General features: G+C 56.8%; 19 protein-coding genes. All 19 read right to left on the bottom strand.

What is annotated here, in order from left to right:
* Positions 1–116: 116 nt before the first annotated feature.
* Positions 117–290 (bottom strand): hypothetical protein, encoded by a 174-nt coding sequence (locus CKO42_RS09010; RefSeq protein WP_200242401.1) that lies wholly within the window; start codon positions 288–290, stop codon positions 117–119.
* A gap of 72 nt (positions 291–362) precedes the next feature.
* Positions 363–761: a sulfotransferase family 2 domain-containing protein gene (locus CKO42_RS09005; protein WP_200242399.1), complete on the bottom strand. Its 399-nt coding sequence runs from the start codon at positions 759–761 to the stop codon at positions 363–365.
* Positions 762–1,159: 398 nt separating this feature from the next.
* Entirely contained in the window at positions 1,160–1,861 is a 702-nt protein-coding gene (locus tag CKO42_RS09000) for a methyltransferase domain-containing protein (protein WP_200242396.1), read from the bottom strand.
* Between the two features lie 218 nt (positions 1,862–2,079).
* Positions 2,080–2,346 carry a hypothetical protein gene (locus tag CKO42_RS08995; protein WP_200242394.1) on the bottom strand — a complete coding sequence of 89 codons (267 nt, stop codon included), beginning with the start codon at positions 2,344–2,346 and terminating at the stop codon, positions 2,080–2,082.
* 25 nt (positions 2,347–2,371) lie between these two features.
* Entirely contained in the window at positions 2,372–3,316 is a 945-nt protein-coding gene (locus tag CKO42_RS08990) for a phosphoglycerate dehydrogenase (RefSeq protein ID WP_200242392.1), read from the bottom strand.
* Between the two features lie 10 nt (positions 3,317–3,326).
* Positions 3,327–3,722: a HEPN domain-containing protein gene (locus tag CKO42_RS08985; protein ID WP_200242390.1), complete on the bottom strand. Its 396-nt coding sequence runs from the start codon at positions 3,720–3,722 to the stop codon at positions 3,327–3,329.
* Positions 3,706–4,029: a nucleotidyltransferase domain-containing protein gene (locus tag CKO42_RS08980; protein ID WP_200242388.1), complete on the bottom strand. Its 324-nt coding sequence runs from the start codon at positions 4,027–4,029 to the stop codon at positions 3,706–3,708. Before CKO42_RS08980 ends, CKO42_RS08985 begins: the two co-directional genes overlap by 17 nt.
* The gene (locus CKO42_RS08975) at positions 4,026–4,724 is read right to left on the bottom strand and encodes an acylneuraminate cytidylyltransferase family protein (protein WP_242479244.1); all 699 of its coding nucleotides are present in this window, start codon (positions 4,722–4,724) and stop codon (positions 4,026–4,028) included. Before CKO42_RS08975 ends, CKO42_RS08980 begins: the two co-directional genes overlap by 4 nt.
* Positions 4,725–4,738: 14 nt before the next feature.
* Positions 4,739–6,406 carry an MBL fold metallo-hydrolase gene (locus CKO42_RS08970; RefSeq protein ID WP_200242386.1) on the bottom strand — a complete coding sequence of 556 codons (1,668 nt, stop codon included), beginning with the start codon at positions 6,404–6,406 and terminating at the stop codon, positions 4,739–4,741.
* 162 nt (positions 6,407–6,568) lie between these two features.
* Complete coding sequence (locus CKO42_RS08965) at positions 6,569–7,315, bottom strand: SDR family oxidoreductase (protein ID WP_200242384.1); 747 nt, start codon at positions 7,313–7,315, stop codon at positions 6,569–6,571.
* Positions 7,316–7,339: 24 nt separating this feature from the next.
* Entirely contained in the window at positions 7,340–8,032 is a 693-nt protein-coding gene (locus CKO42_RS08960) for a hypothetical protein (RefSeq protein WP_338034882.1), read from the bottom strand.
* 32 nt (positions 8,033–8,064) lie between these two features.
* Positions 8,065–9,339 carry a hypothetical protein gene (locus CKO42_RS08955; protein WP_200242379.1) on the bottom strand — a complete coding sequence of 425 codons (1,275 nt, stop codon included), beginning with the start codon at positions 9,337–9,339 and terminating at the stop codon, positions 8,065–8,067.
* Between the two features lie 2 nt (positions 9,340–9,341).
* On the bottom strand, positions 9,342–10,094 hold the full coding sequence (locus CKO42_RS08950; RefSeq protein WP_200242377.1) for a 6-hydroxymethylpterin diphosphokinase MptE-like protein: 753 nt from the start codon (positions 10,092–10,094) through the stop codon (positions 9,342–9,344).
* Positions 10,095–10,415: 321 nt separating this feature from the next.
* Positions 10,416–11,039, bottom strand: a complete 624-nt coding sequence (locus tag CKO42_RS08945) for an Rpn family recombination-promoting nuclease/putative transposase (protein ID WP_242479243.1) — start codon at positions 11,037–11,039, stop codon at positions 10,416–10,418.
* A 103-nt stretch (positions 11,040–11,142) separates the two neighbouring features.
* On the bottom strand, positions 11,143–12,120 hold the full coding sequence (gene fcl / locus CKO42_RS08940; RefSeq protein ID WP_200242374.1) for a GDP-L-fucose synthase: 978 nt from the start codon (positions 12,118–12,120) through the stop codon (positions 11,143–11,145).
* Positions 12,121–12,147: 27 nt separating this feature from the next.
* Positions 12,148–13,278 carry a GDP-mannose 4,6-dehydratase gene (gmd, locus tag CKO42_RS08935; RefSeq protein ID WP_200242372.1) on the bottom strand — a complete coding sequence of 377 codons (1,131 nt, stop codon included), beginning with the start codon at positions 13,276–13,278 and terminating at the stop codon, positions 12,148–12,150.
* A 127-nt stretch (positions 13,279–13,405) separates the two neighbouring features.
* Entirely contained in the window at positions 13,406–14,323 is a 918-nt protein-coding gene (locus tag CKO42_RS08930; protein ID WP_200242370.1) for a glycosyltransferase, read from the bottom strand.
* A gap of 283 nt (positions 14,324–14,606) precedes the next feature.
* A complete protein-coding gene (locus tag CKO42_RS08925; RefSeq protein ID WP_242479242.1) occupies positions 14,607–15,587 on the bottom strand; it encodes a sulfotransferase in 981 nt (326 codons plus the stop codon).
* Complete coding sequence (locus CKO42_RS08920) at positions 15,584–16,771, bottom strand: class I SAM-dependent methyltransferase (protein ID WP_200242368.1); 1,188 nt, start codon at positions 16,769–16,771, stop codon at positions 15,584–15,586. Before CKO42_RS08920 ends, CKO42_RS08925 begins: the two co-directional genes overlap by 4 nt.
* Positions 16,772–16,785 lie beyond the last annotated feature (14 nt).

Genomic DNA, 16,785 nt, shown 5'->3' with positions numbered 1-16,785 from the left:
TTGGATGTTAGGCGATTCTTGTGTGGTTGCGTGGTCGTGTGGCCGTGACGTTGTTTTCAAATTAAAGTTGTCGGGGTCAGACCCTGATGTTTAAAACTCAGTTTTTCCCATTCAACTCACGCATTTGTGTCGATCATTTTGCTCTTGACTTGGTTAAAAAGTGCCAGGTCGTTTTGGTATATTTCACCGATAAGATGATAATCAAGGTCAGCCACGGAAACATTTTTGTTTATCACATTGAGCATCGGCACAGCCTGCGGCACTACGGAAAGGGAACTCTCTTCAGCCATTTTCAATATCATTCCATCAAGGCCCTCTGTTGTATAAAGACTAACCTCGCTGGGCTCATTTAGATAATAACTTTATGACATTTCATAAGCGATATCTTGATTCTCGCTTAACCACCTAAGGTGTTGAGAAAAACTCATCTGGCAGTTCAATTTGTAATACTTATGTTGCGGTTTTGTACTGAAGTGTTTGTATATTGATACGGCCCTTTGGTAAGGATCCCGAATAACAGTAAAGCACTGACTGCCAGGCAATTTTCTTAGAAACGTACGCTGTGGGATATGTCCACCCGCGACGTCATAGTTAATCAGTTGTTCATAGGACATGTCTCGGAAATACGCGGTTTGTTCGCTCGTGCAGGCGTAAAATATATTTTTGTCTCCAAATGTGTCTTTTAATGCTTTGACAACGGAGGTACCAGCGGTTTTTGGAATGTGTATGAAGGCTAATGGCGGCCGCTTTTCTTCGGTCATTGATTTGCCTCTTAATAATGTTCGCCGATGCTAGTCGTCTTGTGAGGCGCTGCGGGTAAGTAAATAGTGCATCAATCGCAATAACAAACCCCGATAAGGGGCTGGAATCGCGTCAATCTCGGTATGAAGTTGCTTTGGAATATCTTTCGCAGCGCTTGGCATTGATTCATCCGTTCCTAGAGCGGACGAATATTTTCCTCGCACCCGGCGCCAAAGTCTTCCGAGGGCTGATCGTCGAGCAACAGAAAGAAGTTGTTAAGTAACGGCTCAAAAGCCAAATTATACATCTGGATTTATAGCCATATAATTGTAAATTATTGCTTTATAGCTAAACTTTTTGGCTGCGCAAAATTTATGTAGAAATTCACATAAATAAAGAACCGTTACTAACTGAATTATTAACTGTTTTTCTTTAACACAAATTCTATGGCGCAAGATTGAAAAACTTTTCTTTTTTCAGTCAGCGCCGGGGAACTTAAATTCCATCGTCTCATCATTGAGTCAGGGTTGGTGGCATAGCTTGTTCGAAAAGCTAAATCGGATTCTCTGCTAATTGGTAATTCACCAACCGGCGAGAATAGTGGTCCATTCAAGCATTTTATATATTCAGAAACAACCTTCCAAAGCTCACAATTACCATCATCCTTATCACTCACATAAGCATCAATCAAGTGCACCATCAACCCACCGGGCTTCAACAATCGGTGACAGTCCGCAAAAAAACCGCCCAATCTTCGCGTCGGCACATGCTCTATAACACTTACTGAAAACAGCACATCAAAGAGACCACTAGCAATCACACCTTGACTCGACCCCACCATGCAATCAAAGAAGTCAACGCCAGGTGCATTTATTTTTTTCTTAGGGCCATTTCCTACGCCTTTATATTCATCAATGACAGCACACTTGTTTTTCTTTGAAAGCGCAGGAACTAAACGCGAATCTCCTGCACCAACCTCGGCGATACTCAAGTCTTCCTTATCAAATAACCAAGAAAAAGCAATAGCATCCTGTATGTTTTTTAAATGCCATGGTTTATATTCATGCACGTCTTGCATTACACCTTCGTCCAACACCTTCCAGTATTGCTCTTTTGTCACAAATCGAAGCATCTTTATAGTCTACCATTTTTTTTCCAGACTGGAGCGCGGCCTCTAGCGCCGCTTCGTCGATTACTGGCCCGCGTCCGACATTCACCACTAATTAAAGGGGGCAGACCCCAATTTTTCGCTCGACCATCATTGGCTGTTTGCCGAGACGGGTGAATACGCTGTCTCTGCACTCGCCGGTTTTGTCCGCAAGCGTCTCGGTTTCCGGCTCACGACTTGACGCCCGGAAACTCGTTCAAATTCACGCAACGCTTGGCAAATGCGTTTGAGGTCGTGGCCGTATGTTTCAGCATGTTCATCGCGAAAACGACGAATCTCAGCAACGATAGGGTCTTCGACCATATCTCGGCTCCTAATTCTTCTGGCGAACACAATACTGGGCATTCAAATCCCTGTGACTCAACAACTGCGACAATCTTGCCTTTGGTTTGTGCGTTATTGATGTGCTTGAGATTCCAAGTGAGCAAATAATCCATTCCCGCCGCCGCAGCAATCGGTATTTCATCCCTCTCGACTGATCTCGGCAAGAAATCCCGCCAGCTTGCCAATCGCGATCTCACTGGTGCGCGCCACCGCATCCGCCGTATTCGACGCATTATGCGACCCAAACACACAGCGCGGGTGCTGACGCAGCGACGACTCTGCCGGCAGCGGCTCGATCTCGAACACATCCAAGGCCGCTGAATACACCTGGCCCGACGCGAGCGCTGCCTCCAGCGCTGGCTCGTCGATCACCGGCCCGCGCCCGACATTCACCACCCGCACTCCGGGCTTGGCCAGCGCTAGGGTCTCGGCGTTGACCAGATGCCGGCTCGAGGCGGTGAGCGCGGAGGTGACGACGATGAAATCCGCCTCGGGCAACCGCTGCGGCCAGTCGGCGCGCTCGACGGCGCTCAGTTCGGGGGCGTCCGGGGCGAAGGGGTCATAGGCGATCACGCGCATGTCGGCGGCGAGCATCCGCTGTGCGGCGTTGCGGCCGATGTCGCCGAAGCCGACCAGGGCGACGGTCTTGCCGGCGATCGAGATGCCGCGCGGCTTGGGCCAGTGCCCGGCGCGCACGGCGCGGTCGATCTCGAAGGTCTCGCGCGCGAGGGCGATGACATAGCCCATGGCGATGTCGGCCACCTCGGCGCCAAACATGTTGGGGGTGTTGGTGATGGGGATGCCGAGGTCTTGGCAGGCGGCAAAGTCGACGTTGTCGACGCCGATGCCCCATTTCACCGCGGCCTTGAGCCGCCCGCCCTGGCCGGCCTCGAACACGGCGCGGGTGGCGGGGTCGTCGCCGATGATCCAGCCGTCATGCTGGGGGACCAGTTCAATCAGCTCTTCGACCGAGAGGGTCTGCACCACCTTGGGCGCGGTCACCGTCAGGCCATGCTGCGCGAACAGGTCCTGGAAGCTGTCGATCATGCCGAGCATCGGTGGGCAGGTCACAAGAATGTTCATCGGCTTTCCACTAGACCTCATTGCTTGAAAATGTTTCTCGCGCCCATTGATGCAGAACCTCGACCATGTTTTCCGCCTCCGTCTCACTCAACCAGACCTGCCCCGAGCTCTCATACCGAAACGCGACGGCATAGGGATTGAGCTGCCTGAGCTGCTGTACGGAAAGAGGAACCGTCACCCCACCGGCTTGGGCGAGCTCGACCAGATACTCAAGATCATGGGTTCGTACCACGCGAACCGCGCCGAGCACCATGACCGCTTTGATAAACTTTTCACACGCCTGTTGTGCCAGAAAACCCAGGGTTTCATGGGGGGCGCGCCCGGTTTGCGCCAGCAACTGAAACGACAAGCGATCACGCTCACCGGCCTGAAGCAACTGCTGGGCTTCATCACGCGGGACGCTCATACAGTATTTGGCCCTCGCGGACGGCATCATAAACCGGCGATGTTTGCCAATGCTGGCGCCGCTCAAACTCTTGCTGAGAGTACAGCAACAAGTCCACACCAACCCCAATCGCGCCAATCGCGCCACGCAGCCGATTGTACTCATCCGCTGGCGCCGGCAGCTCACGCTCGACCACCAACAGATCGAGGTCGGAGTCATCCCGCGCTCGCCCCACCGCATAGGAGCCGAAGAGGATTACCTTCATGGGAGCCCGCGCTGCGCCGACCAGTCGGTGCGCGGCGGATTCGATGGTTTGGCGGTCAATCATGCTGGCTGCTCCAGCAGGTATTGGGCGGCGACGACGCCAAAGTCCCAGTCGGCGGGGGTGTCGATGTCGAGCGACTCGAACTTGGCGCTTTCGTACATCATCGGTTGTTTGCCGATGCGGGCTTGGGTCTTGGCGAAGCTGGCGCGGGTGAAGATGTAGAGGTTGGAGTTCTCCTCGAACCAGGGCTCAAGATCCTGGGTGCGGATGAGGTTGTCCGGGTCGTGGTTCACCGGGGAGCCGTCGGCGCGGTAGAAGCGGGTTTGGATCTTGTCGACGGTGAACAGGGAGTCGGCGCGGCCCTCGGCCTGGGCTTGGCGGAAGGCGGCGAGCGCACCGCGGATGGTCTCGGCCTTCATCAGCGGGTTGGTGGTGTGGGTCATCAGGTAGAGGTCGGCGTCGACATTGGCGAGGTCGTCGGCGAGGACCAGGTTCATCGAGACGAAGTCGCCGCAGATCTCGGGCTTGCGGTCGCGGATGAGGATGCGGTCGGTGTCGACCAGGCCGTGGCTGGCGAGGATGTCGCGGGCGTCGGTGTTGATGACGATCTGGTCGATCTCGTCAACGCTGAGCAGGGTGTCGAGTATCCAGCGGAACAGCGGCTTGCCGCAGAAGTCGCGAAAGTTCTTGCCGCTGACGCGGGCGCTGTGCGCCTTCATCGGTAGCAGGGCGACGGTGCGGGGTTTAGTGGCGGACATGTCGACAGCTTCTCTCATTCAGGGAAGAAGTATTTTTCTTTCTCGCGGTGCGAGAGTTTGCGGTGCTGGTGGTTGCCTTTGTAGACGCCGAGGTATTGATGCCAGCGGTAGCGCAATATGTCCAGCGCGTGATGTCGCCAGCAGCCTTCGCGCCAGGCGCTGCACCAGTCTTTGTAGACGCTGGTGCTGAGGTAGCGCAGGGCGTCGAACGGGCTCACATGCACCTGCGGCATGATGCGCTGCAGGGCCAGGGCCTCGCGCTCGAAGCGGCGTTGGACCTTGGCCCAGGTCTCGGAGTGGTAGTGGTAGACCGTCGCGTCTGGGACGTAGGCGACCTTGCCGCCGCTCTGCACCAGGCGTTGGGCCAGCTCCATGTCTTCGAGGCCGGTGAGATCTTCGTTGAAGCGGTGGCGCTCCCACTGGGCGAAGCAGAGGGCGGCGTTGGCGTTGTTGCAGAAGAAGTCTTTCTGGCCGTTGTGCCGTTCAGCAGGGAAGTATTTGCTGAAGATGCGCTTTTCGCTGTAGTGGCTGTGCTCGCCGCCGAGTTGGCGGCCGAAGCTGTAGTCGGCGCCTTTCTCCAGCAACGGCTGGCAAAGGCGCTGCAGCCAGTGCTGGTCGACCGGGACGCAGTGGCCGCTGGTGATGACTAGCAGGTCGCCCTGGGCCGCGGCACAGCCGAGGTTGAGCGAGCGGCCGAAGGAGAAGTCTTCGCGGCTGATGTGCAGGATGCGGCAGCCGTGGCGCTCGGCAATCGCTAGGGTGTCGTCGGTAGAGCCGGAGTCGACCAGAATGACCTCGTGGCCTAGGCCCTGGGTCTGCTGTTCGGCGATGCGGTTGAGCAGTGCGTCGAGATGGCGCCCTTCGTTGAGGGTGCGGATGATGATGCTGATGCGCGCATCGGCCAGGTTGAGGCTGCTGGGCGAGAGCAGCAGGCTGAAGTTGGGGCGCTGCCGGTTGTAAACGGCGCGGATCTCTTCGGGCGTGGTCTCGTTCGCAGCGAACATGTCCCAGTGCACGGCGACGACCTGTTTGGCGCCGATCTCTTCGGCGAGGCCAAAAGCGTCGCGGATGGACATGTTGCCGATGATGCCGCGCCGGCCGCGAAAGAAGTTGTGTTCGTTGACGGGCAGGAAGGCGGTGTGGATGGGGCCTTCTGCCTTGAGGATGTCGATGATCTCTTGCCGCAGCGCGGTGTCGCCGGCGAGGTAGAGGCGCTTGCCGGCGAGGTCGAGCAGATAGCCGACATAGGCGAGCTGGCCGTTGGCGTCGCGCTCGATCTCCGGGTGGGCGGCGGGGATGGCGCGGAGCTTGAGGCCGGGGGCGAGCTCGTGCCAGGTTTCCGCGGCGCCTTGGATGCGGGTCTCGGCGATGCCCCAGTCGCGCAGGATGCTGCAGACCGGGCTGGGCGCAATGAAGCGGGCTTGCGGTGAGGCCTGGGCCAGCTTGGGGATGCTGTGCGGGTCGCAGTGGTCGATGTGCTCATGAGTGAGCAGCACCCAGTCGGCGTCGGTGACGCTGTCTGGTGGGAATGGGATGGGAACGAGACGCTTGAGGTCGGGGGCGTCGAGCTCTTCGACCGAGTTGGAGAGGTAGGGGTCGAGGTAGAGCGTGCCCTGGGGGAGACTCAGCTTGCAGCCAGATTGCCCGAGCATCTGGATGGGGATTCTGGCTGTGCGTTCCATTCGGTCCTTGGTCGGGTTGCGGGTGCCGTCAGCAGACTGTGCGGGACGTTCGGTGGCTCGGACACCGCCGATTTAGGCGTTGCGTGGTCCCAGAAAGTCTGCCACGTCTGCTCTTTAACGAATTGCCGTATTGTCCCGCAAATGTGCGTATAACGCTAGGCGTTAGTCGGGGTCGAACAGGCGCGCGCTGATGCCGCCATCAAGCCCGATGGTAGAGCCGTTGATAAAGCGCATCTGCGGGCCTGCGAGTGCAAGCGCCAGTTGGGCGACCTCCTCTGGCTGGCCGATGCGGCCCTGCGGGTGGCAGTCGGCGAGCTGTTGGTAAAGCTCGGGCTTGTTGGCGAAGCCGGCCTTAAGCATGGGCGTTTCGATAGCGGCGGGCTCGATGGCGTTGACACGCACGCGCCCCCCGAGATCGACCGCGAGCGCCCTGGTGAGTCCGGCGAGCGCGGCCTTGCTGGTGGCGTAGGCGACGAAGCGGCGCTTGGTGAGCCGGGCGTGAATGCTGCCAATGTTGATGACGCAGCCTTGGGCGGCTTCAAGCTCTGGCAGTAGGGCTTGGGTGAGCAGGAAGGGGGCCGTGAGATTGACGCTGAGGGTTTGTTGCCAGTGGCTGCGTTGGAGGTCTTCGGTGGCGCCGAGGTGTTGGACGGCGGCGTTGTTGATTATGGCAGTCAGGCCTTGGCCTTTGAGCGCGGCGCGGATGCTTGCTATCAGGTCCTGCATAGCAGCCTGATCTTCGACTACCCTGTTGAGATCCGCTTGAATATAGTGATTGCAAGGGAGGTCAGCCGGTTGGGCCGCAATATCAGTGGCGATGACGTGGAATCCGGCTTCGATGAAAGTGGCAACCAATGATTGGCCGATGCCACCAGTAGCGCCGGTAATAACGACATTCAGAATCTTCACAAACAATACCGCCTGAGTCGCAAATTAATATTTCTCGTCATCTATTATCCACTTTCCTTGCACGAAGAGCGGATTCTGCTTTTCTTTGGCTTCAACTTGGGTTAACAAATCAAGGGGGCTTTTGAAATTTGAACTTGACCGAGAATACTTGTGCTTCTCGAGTTGTGAGGTCTCAGTCACTTTTAACCCCCAAAATACCTCTATTTTATTTAATATTAACTTAGGAAACCTCACCAAATCTTCAAAGTCGACATGAAGAACATTATCTGTTTCGGCCTTCCATTTGTTGTGAAAAAACAGCAGACTGTCGTACAACCCAGAACTAATTGCTGCCTCCATCCATTCGCGCTCTGTGTTGCAGCCTGAGAATGCGTTCAATCGAGACCGATACACACCTGTTTCAGCGCCTCTCCGGTAAGCCATTACAATGTCCTCCGGCGCTCTCAAAAGAACGACTTTCTTCTGATTTTTTAGCAGCGCAAGATTATTGCTAGACGGAAAAATATGAATTTTGAAAAGGATATCCCTGTCAGCTAGAAAATTTGCGACTTTTTCATTCAGCTCCCAACCAAAGTTGTGTTGACAATGGTAGGCGTCATGCCCATCACACAAACTTCCCGCCCATTCAAAGTGCATCGTGTATTTCAAGTGATGCACTTTCCCCAACGTATGCATCAGAGAAGTGCTTGCACTCTTCGGGATCGCAACAAGTAGCATATCTTTCCTTTATTTTTCTCTCTAATTTTATCCTAGATGTATCCTAAAATATGTTCTGCATTACCATAAAGTTCGCAGTATTGCTCATCAACATTTCCGACAAAAAAATTCTTCCATATTGGAGACATGCCTGTCGTGGCGTGCGTTGAAAACTTTTCTACACCCGTATTCCATAAACAGTTCGCGCTACAAGAAAGAAGGGAATGCACTAAACCATCCCCATGAAAACCCAGACCCAACATAGCAGCCAGTAAAGCACTCATATTCTCATCGAATGATATATCTTCAAGCTTGATTGTGATAAATCTATCATCCTTTGGGAACGCCAGCATATCACGAATAACCCCTTGCGAATGAGCCCGCATTTCAAAAATAAGCTTATCCTGAACTGTTGGTAAGGACTTAAGAAATTCCCGGTAAGTCGCACCGTTTAAATCGTACCCGGAGTCATAATGCTCAAAACTTGGACCCCCTTGCGTCGTTGATCCCTCATTCATAATTTTCTTTTTCACGTTCATTGTCACATTTGGATTCTTAATTATATTATATGTTTCACCAATACTGGCCGCCCAGAATGTTTCGGATGTGAAACGTTCTAAAGGGACATCGACCCAAGGCTCAGAGCACTTTTGATGATAGAGCATCGCAGAGTAAATCAATGCTTTCGGGTGACGAATACAATGCCAGCCTCGAAAATTCTCAGTAGTCATGACATCCAACACGCGACTATGTTGATGCAAGCAGATATCCCACCCCTGTTCAGGCTCCACTGTATCGTAGAAACGCAGCCATAACCGCAAATTAAAAGCCTTTGCCAAAGCGCGAAAAGTCTTGAGTGTGTAGTTTGAACCAGATTTGTGATGGGCGCAGACGATCAGCGGCTGCGCTGGCCGATTCGCCGCGCGTGTTTGAATTGACAGTTTTCGAGCATTATTCTTCAGCGTTTTAGAGCGCTTTTCAATCAAACCAGCAATCGTATCCGTTTGTAGTTCTTCTGGCGTGTTCCAATAATCGGGCTGCATTGCTGTATTAGCAGGTCGTGGTGGTCTTGCCGGCGTGGCTGCCAACGACCGTCGTATCAAGGTTTCTGCGGGCCCAAAATTGACCGAGCCCGACAGGCTGATATGGCGGCCAAGCGCATTCAGCTCTCCTTTCGTTGCCACTTCAGCTAGTAAACGACGTGCCGGTTGGTTATCGATAGCTTCACGAACATGTGTCAGGCAAGCCGCATACTGATCTTTCTTTGCATGATGAACTGCAGCCAAGAGCGAATTTGCCGCGACGTCAAAAGATTTTGAGGTTGCCATTTTCAGCCATTGAGTTGAAACAGTGTTTTATAGTCAACTTTCTCAAACACAGTACAAGCGCCATTCAAGGTTGCATCAATAATCCGCCGCCCTGCCTTTTCATATTCGTGCCGAGCGAGCCGAAACGAGGCTTCGGAGTGCTCGAGGTCCGGGTTGTCCCAGGTTTGCCCCCCGCCAAAGTAGTTCGGGCAGAAGTGGTTGGGGTCAGAGCCTTCCATCACCTTGGCTTCATTGGGCTTGCCACTGTATTCAAAGCGGTGGTCAAGACCGATGATCACGACTTCGGCAAAGCCGAGATGATAAGCGATCTGCAGGCCGGCGTGGGTGACCGTCCAGCCTTGGTGGACGCCTTCGGTGGCGATGTCGTGGCAGAAGCCGGGCTGTTGGCTGCCGTCCTCGCCGACTTGGAAGGCGTGGGTCTTGATCAGATGCGTGAGTGCGTCTTCTTGGATGCGGCCCTTGGCATCGTCACGGCTGATAAATTTGACGCAGTTGAGGGCCTTGATCTGGTCTGCGGCCTGTTCGATGACCTTGCCGTTGATGGCGACGTAGTAGCGCGGGTAGAAGCGAAAACGCTTGAAGCCAAGGAAGATCTTGTTCAGCCCGATGCTGGTTTCTCGCTTGAGGAAGGAGAGATCCATCTGGTTGAGCGAGGGACCATTGGCGACGAGTACGCAGCGCTCGCCGGCGTGGCGGTTTTTGAGCCAGGTGATGCGGCTGCCGTCTTGGCCGGTGATGAGGGCGGTTTTCGGCATGTACGGCCTGGTCTTTGGCTCTTCGACTGCTTTTTTTCAAGCTGAACTGGCTGGAATCTGCTGGCGGTTGTTAGGGTTGGACGCCCTGACTGCGCGCTCGACACGACATTGTAACGTCGTTCTACGGAGGGCGTCTTTATTCATAGTGTGGGTTTAGCCGCGCGGCTTGACCGCACGCAAGGCTTCGACTTGGGCAAGTGTGAGCCCGGTTGCTTGGGCGATCTGGGCGTCTCTGAGGGTCCGTCTAGACCCAGTAGCGTTCTTCTTCATCGGCGCTCATCGCGCGCAGATTGCCGATGGCTTTTTGCACCGGGGGATGGCTCAAGACGCGCGCTTGAGCTGGGTAAGCCAGGTGTCGCCATCGGGGCTGAGCAGGAGTTGATCGGCGAGCTCTTCGAGCTGATCGGGGTCGCTGATGCGGGCCAGCAGGGGCTGGCTCTGCTCGGCAACCTCGGGGCCAAAGCGGCGGCGGGCTAAGCGGGAAAGGATGTGCCGGGTGGTTTCATGGCCTTGCTCCAGGCCTTGCTCCAGACCCTGCTGCTTCCATTGATCAGTCCAGGTTTCAACGTTATCGGCAAGCATGTGATAGACCTCGCTGAGATCGCTCATGGGGGTGACCGACACCCCGGGTAGACGTTTGGGCAGGAACACCCGCCCGAACCAAACGGCTTTTTGAAGCTGTTCGGCGCGGATGAGGTCTTGGTAGAGCAGGCCAATATAGGTCTGGATGCGCACCGCCATCCAGGCGTCGATGGTGGATTGGAATTCGAGCAGCAGGTAGACGTAGAGCCAGTCCTCGCCCCAGCGTAGGCGCCAGATGAGGTCGTCGGCGCGGTCGCGTAGGTCTTCGGTGACGTAGCTGCCGCTGCAGCGCTCGAGCGTGCTGAGATCGAGGCTGCGGACCCAGTCGCCGGGGACGAAGCCCGTGAGCAGGTCGCGCACCATGGCGGCGTGGGCCTAGAGGAGCTTGTAACCGCTGTCGTGGGTCGGCTCGCGCCGAGTCTCGGTGGTGGGTGCCGGTGATTTCATGGCGCGCTTGGTCATCGCCTTAGCGCCGAAAGGCATCAAGGTTGTCGCAGAACCATTGATACGCCTGCCTCAGCCCGGTTTCCAGGTCATAGTGCGCCCGCCAGCCAAGCGCGGTGAGCCGCGAGACATCGAGCAGCTTGCGCGGGGCACCATCGGGCTTGCTCGGGTCGAAGCGGAGCCTGCCCTGGTAGCCCGTCACCTCCGCGATGGTCTCGGCCAGCTCGCGGATGGTGACATCGACGCCGGTACCGACGTTGATGTGCGAGCACATCGGTTGGGTGTTGGCCTGATAGGTCTCAATGTCCAGATTCAGCACATGCAGGCAGGCGGTGGCCATGTCATCGACATGCAGGAACTCGCGCTTCGGCGTGCCGGTGCCCCAGATGACGACCTCGGGGGCGTTGGCTTGGGTGGCCTCGTGGAAGCGTCTGAGCAACGCCGGGATGACGTGGCTGTGCTCGGGGTGGAAGTTGTCGCCGGGGCCGTAGAGGTTGGTCGGCATGACGCTGCGGTAGTCGCGCCCGTATTGGCGGTTGTAGCTCTCGCAGAGCTTGATGCCAGCAATCTTGGCGATCGCATAAGGCTCGTTGGTCGGCTCGAGTGGGCCGGTGAGCAGCGCGTCTTCGGCCATCGGCTGCGGGGCTTCGCGCGGGTAGATGCAGGAGGAACCGAGGAACAGCAGTTGTTGGCTGTCGGCCTGATGCGCGGCCTGTATCAGGTTGGCCTCGATGATCAGGTTTTGGTAGATGAATTCGGCCGGCAGGCTGTTGTTGGCCTCAATGCCGCCGACCTTGGCGGCGGCGATGATGACCTGGTCGATCTGATGCTGTTGGAAGAAGGCGTTGACGGCCTGCTGGTTGAGCAGATCGAGCTCGTTGCGGCTGGCGGTGAGCAGCTCGGCGTCACCTTGGGCTTGCAGCTGGCGGGCGATGGCGCTGCCGACCATGCCGCGGTGGCCGGCGATGAAGATGACGGGCTTGGCGTCTGCTTGGCTCATGCTTGGGCTCATGCGTTGGCTGATGGCTCAGCGTCCATCCTCACGCGCAATCGGGATCGCATGGCCGTGGGCCTTGAGCAGGGCATAGCGCCGCGCGCTCTGGAGGTCTTCGGCGACCATCTCGGCGACCATCGTTTGGACGGTAATCTCAGGCACCCAGCCGAGGCGCTCGCGGGCGAGTGTCGGATCGCCGAGCAGGGTCTCGACCTCGGCAGGACGGAAATAGCGTGGGTCGACGCAGACGATGACGTCACCGACCTTGAGCGCGGGGGCGATCTCGGGGTCAGCGATGGCAGTGACGAGGCCTTGCTCATCGAGGCCCTGCCCTTGGAATTCGAGGCTGATGCCAAGCTCAGCGGCGGTCCATTCGACGAACTGGCGGACCGAATACTGGACGCCGGTGGCGATCACGAAGTCTTCGGGCTGCTCCTGCTGGAGCATCAGCCATTGCATGCGCACGTAGTCTTTGGCATGGCCCCAGTCGCGCAGCGCATCCATGTTGCCGAGATACAGGCACTGCTCGAGGCCTTGGGCGATGTTGGCGAGGGCGCGGGTAATCTTGCGGGTGACGAAGGTCTCACCACGGCGCGGGCTCTCGTGGTTGAAGAGGATGCCGTTGCAGGCGTACATCCCATAGGCTTCGCGGTAGTTGACGGTGATCCAGTAGGCGTAGAGCTTGGCGGCGGCATAGGGGCTGCGCGGGTAGAACGGGGTGGTCTCGCGCTGCGGGACCTCTTGGACTTGGCCGAACAGCTCGGAGGTCGATGCCTGGTAGAAGCGGGTCTTGTCGGTGAGGCCTAAGAAGCGGATGGCCTCGAGCAGACGCAGGGTGCCGATGGCATCGACGTCGGCGGTGTATTCGGGGGCCTCGAAGCTGACCGCGACATGGGATTGGGCGCCGAGGTTGTAGACCTCATCGGGCTGCACCTGTTGGATGATGCGCGTCAGATTGGAGGTGTCAGTGAGATCGCCGTAGTGCAGGACGAATTGCTGATTCTGCTGATGCGGATCTTCGTAGATGTGGTCGACGCGCTGGGTGTTGAACAGCGAGGCGCGGCGCTTGATGCCGTGGACTTCGTAGCCCTTCTCTAAGAGGAATTCGGCGAGGTAGCTGCCGTCTTGGCCGGTGACGCCGGTGATGAGGGCTTTCTTGGGCATGTTGGCGTGGTTTTGATTGAGGTGTTTCTACTTAGGTGCTTGGTCAGGCCAGCCTAACCTAAGGGTTAGTTATGGGCGCAGCGTCGGAGGTGCTTACTGTGACTTTAAGGTGCTACTTGGTAAGGAGCTAGGTGGCCGCGCGTTCGTAAAGTTTAGCAACCTTCTGGGCCGCTTGCTCCCAAGATAGCTCCCGTCGGGCGAACAGGCCACCACGGATTCCGATCTTAAGGAGCTGGTTTGTGCGCGGAAGCCAGTCGAGGACCGTTTCTGCGATTGTCTGCGCATCACCAACATCAACAATCAGCGCGTTGCTGCCGTGGGTTAGCACTGTGCCAAGGTTAGCGCGTGGGAGCAGCACTGGCCGAGACGAGGCTAAATACTCCGGCAGTTTCGATGGAACACGGTAAAGGTTCCATTCGTCAACTTCACCGGGCTGGATCAGGATGTCGCTGGTACGAAGTAAGGTGGGTAAATCCTGGCGTGGAAGCTGGCCGAGATGGATGACGTTTCTGGTGAGATCCGTTTCGTGGCGACTGACAGGCGGGACAATGTCTTGACCAGTGCGTAAGAGTAGGAGCGGTTGGCCGGCTTGATTGATGCGGGCCACGGCTTGGTAAAGGTGGCGGACTTCGTTTAGATTGGACGTATGGACGTTACCAGTGTATGCGGTGAGGCGCTGCTGTGGAGTGAGACCAAGCTGCGCGCGCAAGCGCAGCGCGGCCGTTGGACTGGGATTTTCAAAGATGGGGTCATATCCTGGCCAAAATACTTGGCTTGGGCATGACACTGGAAGGGTTTCGAGCAGGTTATCGATTAGGGCGGTGATTCCGACAGCTCCACGCAGAAACTCGGTGCCTTTTCGTGGGTGCATGACAGCGGCGCCCACGTTGTCCAATTTATGCCGTCCATCGGCGATTGTTTGGTAGTCAATCTGGCTGAGGCCAAGACGGTTCTGGGTGACGAGTCGTTCGTTGTCCTCGAGATGAACGATATAGGGAATGCGCGAGCGATGACGTCGACAGAGCTCGACATAGAACAGCCGCATGCGCTCTCGCGGGGTCCAGAGATGGATTAGCGCCGGCGCTTGAGCTGTTCTTGGAGCAATACGATCGGTGAAGCTCGTGAGGAGCAGCGGGTGCGCTTCTTGACGTTCCGTGGCTGTGCACGTTGGCGCTGCAATTTGAACGTTGAGACCAGTCGCATGGAGTGCGCGTGCCAGGCTGAGCACATGTCGGCCACTATTGCTGGAAAGCGCTTCATGGCAAGCCAGCAGACTGTAAGGTTGAGCGCTGCTGTGCCGTTTTAGGCGCGGAAACAACTAAAACTGCTCATTCAGATTTTGCCGTTGCCTTGCGGTGGTAATCAAGGCGGCTGAGCAAGGTCTGGAAGGCTTCTGAGTCTTCGGCTTCCTGATCAATGGCAGGAGGATGCGGGCGCCGCGGACGCGGGCTGATGAAGTCCCCGCGACGGCCCGAGTCTCCAGAAAGCGTGATGGCAGCGAACGTCTCTGTGAAGTCCGGGTTGTAGTCCAACGACAGGGTTGCGCAGATTGTCTGCATGACTGTTGGCGGGTCTTCGACGAAGTCTTCGTAACGGATCAGTTCGACGTTCTGGTAGGCGTCAAGGAAGGCATGCGAGCGACGGGCATATTCATCTAGGGTGGCTGGACTGAAGTGTTGCACCCACCCGCTGTCTAGAAGGCTCAGGTAAGCATCCAACGGATGACGCACGCTGACAATACTCTTGACGGGAAAGGCACGGCTGACGATCTCATGCAGCGTGGGCCGGTCAGTGACAGCTGCGCCGAAGCTGAAATGGCCATGACTGTGGTCACGAAGGATTAGATGCTGCCCATGTTGCGTGGCTGTTCCATACAGCACCCGTAGCCCCGCGAGGAACATTTCGATCTGGGTGTCTGCGTTCGCAGGACGAGAGCTAAAGCGACTGAGTCCAATCAGGTCTGTGGGCAGAAAACCGCTGGGGACAAAAGGACTGAGGGGGTCGACTTCGCTAAGCACCTGGGTGTTTGGTTGGGCGGCGATACAGCGGCTGATCAGGGTGCCTCCACTGCACGCAAGATGGTGGAGCGTGCGAACGGGCAGGGGAGCTTCGACCTGGGCCTCTGCTAGCAGGTTTTGGCATTGCTGGAGCAAGCTGGGGAGGGGCTGGGAAAGATCTCTATGCTCGGATACGGGGTTGCCCGTATAGTCCTGGACCAGTTCGAGCGCGCTGTCGATGGCCGCACGAAATTGGGCCGCGCTTTCACTCACTTCCCGCCTATGGACTTTTGGAAGCTGTTCCATGGTCATTGGGTGCGGTTGCGATTGGTGCGTTTCGATGTGGGACGCGCTCCCTTCAGGGCCTCGGGTGACTCTTTGTGAGCGGGCGATTTGGACTGGCTCTCTGTGGTTGTGCCCTCCTGTGAGCTCAGGTCGGTTTGTGCGGCTTCCAGTTGGTCGAGGTTTAGCTGTTGGAGGTAGCTGGAGGCGACGGTTAGCCGTTCAGTGAGCTGCGTGATGAGCTTGGTTTGTCGGTCTTTTTGATCGACGACTTCCGCGTACCGACCTTGTAGGTCTTTGAGGTCGGCGTCGCGCAGTGCTTGCATGCGAAGCAGCATTGCGTTGTCGCGTTGGAGAGCAGAGAGAGAGTCGGACAGCTCTTCGATGCGGGCTTGGCGTTCGGCGGCGAGTTTGGCTTGCTGGTCTCGATCGGAGGCTCGCTGCGACTGCTTTTGCGTTTCTGCTTTCGCGGCATTGAGTGCAGTTGTGAGCTCTTCGATGCGGGCTTGGCGTTCGGCGGCGAGTTTGGCTTGCTGGTCTCGATCGGTGGCAATATCATCCTTATTGCGTTTGGATTGCTCGAGTTGAGCTTCTAACGCCCTGCACTCAATCTTTAAAGGATTGCGCTTGTACGACCACCTAGGCCGGTCCGGGTCTTCTGTCTCGTCCCGCTCAACAAGCGCGAAGCCCTGGTCCTCCAGCCAATCGCTGATCATTTGCCCACTGGCTCCGTTCTCGTAAAGCGGCTGCCTCCCGCAGAAGACCGAAACCGATCCGAAAACGTGTAACAGGTCGCAGTTGAGCAACGCTTTTAGGCTGGCCAATTCCTCGCCGGCGAGTTCTAACACGAGCGCATGATCAGCATCTGCTGAGAGGCCAAGTGACGCGATCAGTTCGCAGATGCCGATAGCCGAGAGCTGTATCGCGTCGCGCTCCCTAATACCTGGAAATAAGTCGTTTAGGGCGGCCGCAGGATGGATAGCGCCTGCCCCCGGTAGATTATAGCGAAAGAACGTGACAGGGCCCGGCGTGGCAGCTGCAGCCAGGTTTCGAACGCTGACCTGTTCCAGGCCCTGAGCCTTCATTTGCAGCTGCTGCGCCAATTCTGGATCGGCCTCAACCAGGATGACTTGTCGCGGTTGAAGCGCCAGGTGCTCTTGGAGATCTTGGCCAGACCCTGCGCCAAGATGAATGAGAGTATCGATGGTAGTCATATAAAAACCGGCAA

The organism is Lamprobacter modestohalophilus (assembly GCF_016583905.1).
GTDB classification, from domain to species: domain Bacteria; phylum Pseudomonadota; class Gammaproteobacteria; order Chromatiales; family Chromatiaceae; genus Lamprobacter; species Lamprobacter modestohalophilus.
This window is presented reverse-complemented; position numbering and strand designations above follow the sequence as displayed.

Coding starts and splice junctions, on each gene's coding strand:
- gmd (WP_200242372.1), bottom strand. CDS start 13,278: ATGCCCAAGAAAGCCCTCATCACCGGCGTCACCGGCCAAGACGGCAGC.
- CKO42_RS08960 (WP_338034882.1), bottom strand. CDS start 8,032: ATGCTACTTGTTGCGATCCCGAAGAGTGCAAGCACTTCTCTGATGCAT.
- CKO42_RS08945 (WP_242479243.1), bottom strand. CDS start 11,039: ATGGTGCGCGACCTGCTCACGGGCTTCGTCCCCGGCGACTGGGTCCGC.
- CKO42_RS08990 (WP_200242392.1), bottom strand. CDS start 3,316: ATGAACATTCTTGTGACCTGCCCACCGATGCTCGGCATGATCGACAGC.
- CKO42_RS08980 (WP_200242388.1), bottom strand. CDS start 4,029: ATGATTGACCGCCAAACCATCGAATCCGCCGCGCACCGACTGGTCGGC.
- CKO42_RS08970 (WP_200242386.1), bottom strand. CDS start 6,406: ATGGAACGCACAGCCAGAATCCCCATCCAGATGCTCGGGCAATCTGGC.
- CKO42_RS09010 (WP_200242401.1), bottom strand. CDS start 290: ATGGCTGAAGAGAGTTCCCTTTCCGTAGTGCCGCAGGCTGTGCCGATG.
- CKO42_RS08925 (WP_242479242.1), bottom strand. CDS start 15,587: ATGACCATGGAACAGCTTCCAAAAGTCCATAGGCGGGAAGTGAGTGAA.
- CKO42_RS08955 (WP_200242379.1), bottom strand. CDS start 9,339: ATGGCAACCTCAAAATCTTTTGACGTCGCGGCAAATTCGCTCTTGGCT.
- CKO42_RS08995 (WP_200242394.1), bottom strand. CDS start 2,346: ATGGATTATTTGCTCACTTGGAATCTCAAGCACATCAATAACGCACAA.
- CKO42_RS08950 (WP_200242377.1), bottom strand. CDS start 10,094: ATGCCGAAAACCGCCCTCATCACCGGCCAAGACGGCAGCCGCATCACC.
- fcl (WP_200242374.1), bottom strand. CDS start 12,120: ATGAGCCAAGCAGACGCCAAGCCCGTCATCTTCATCGCCGGCCACCGC.
- CKO42_RS08975 (WP_242479244.1), bottom strand. CDS start 4,724: ATGTCCGCCACTAAACCCCGCACCGTCGCCCTGCTACCGATGAAGGCG.
- CKO42_RS08930 (WP_200242370.1), bottom strand. CDS start 14,323: ATGCGGCTGTTCTATGTCGAGCTCTGTCGACGTCATCGCTCGCGCATT.
- CKO42_RS08985 (WP_200242390.1), bottom strand. CDS start 3,722: ATGAGCGTCCCGCGTGATGAAGCCCAGCAGTTGCTTCAGGCCGGTGAG.
- CKO42_RS08920 (WP_200242368.1), bottom strand. CDS start 16,771: ATGACTACCATCGATACTCTCATTCATCTTGGCGCAGGGTCTGGCCAA.
- CKO42_RS09005 (WP_200242399.1), bottom strand. CDS start 761: ATGACCGAAGAAAAGCGGCCGCCATTAGCCTTCATACACATTCCAAAA.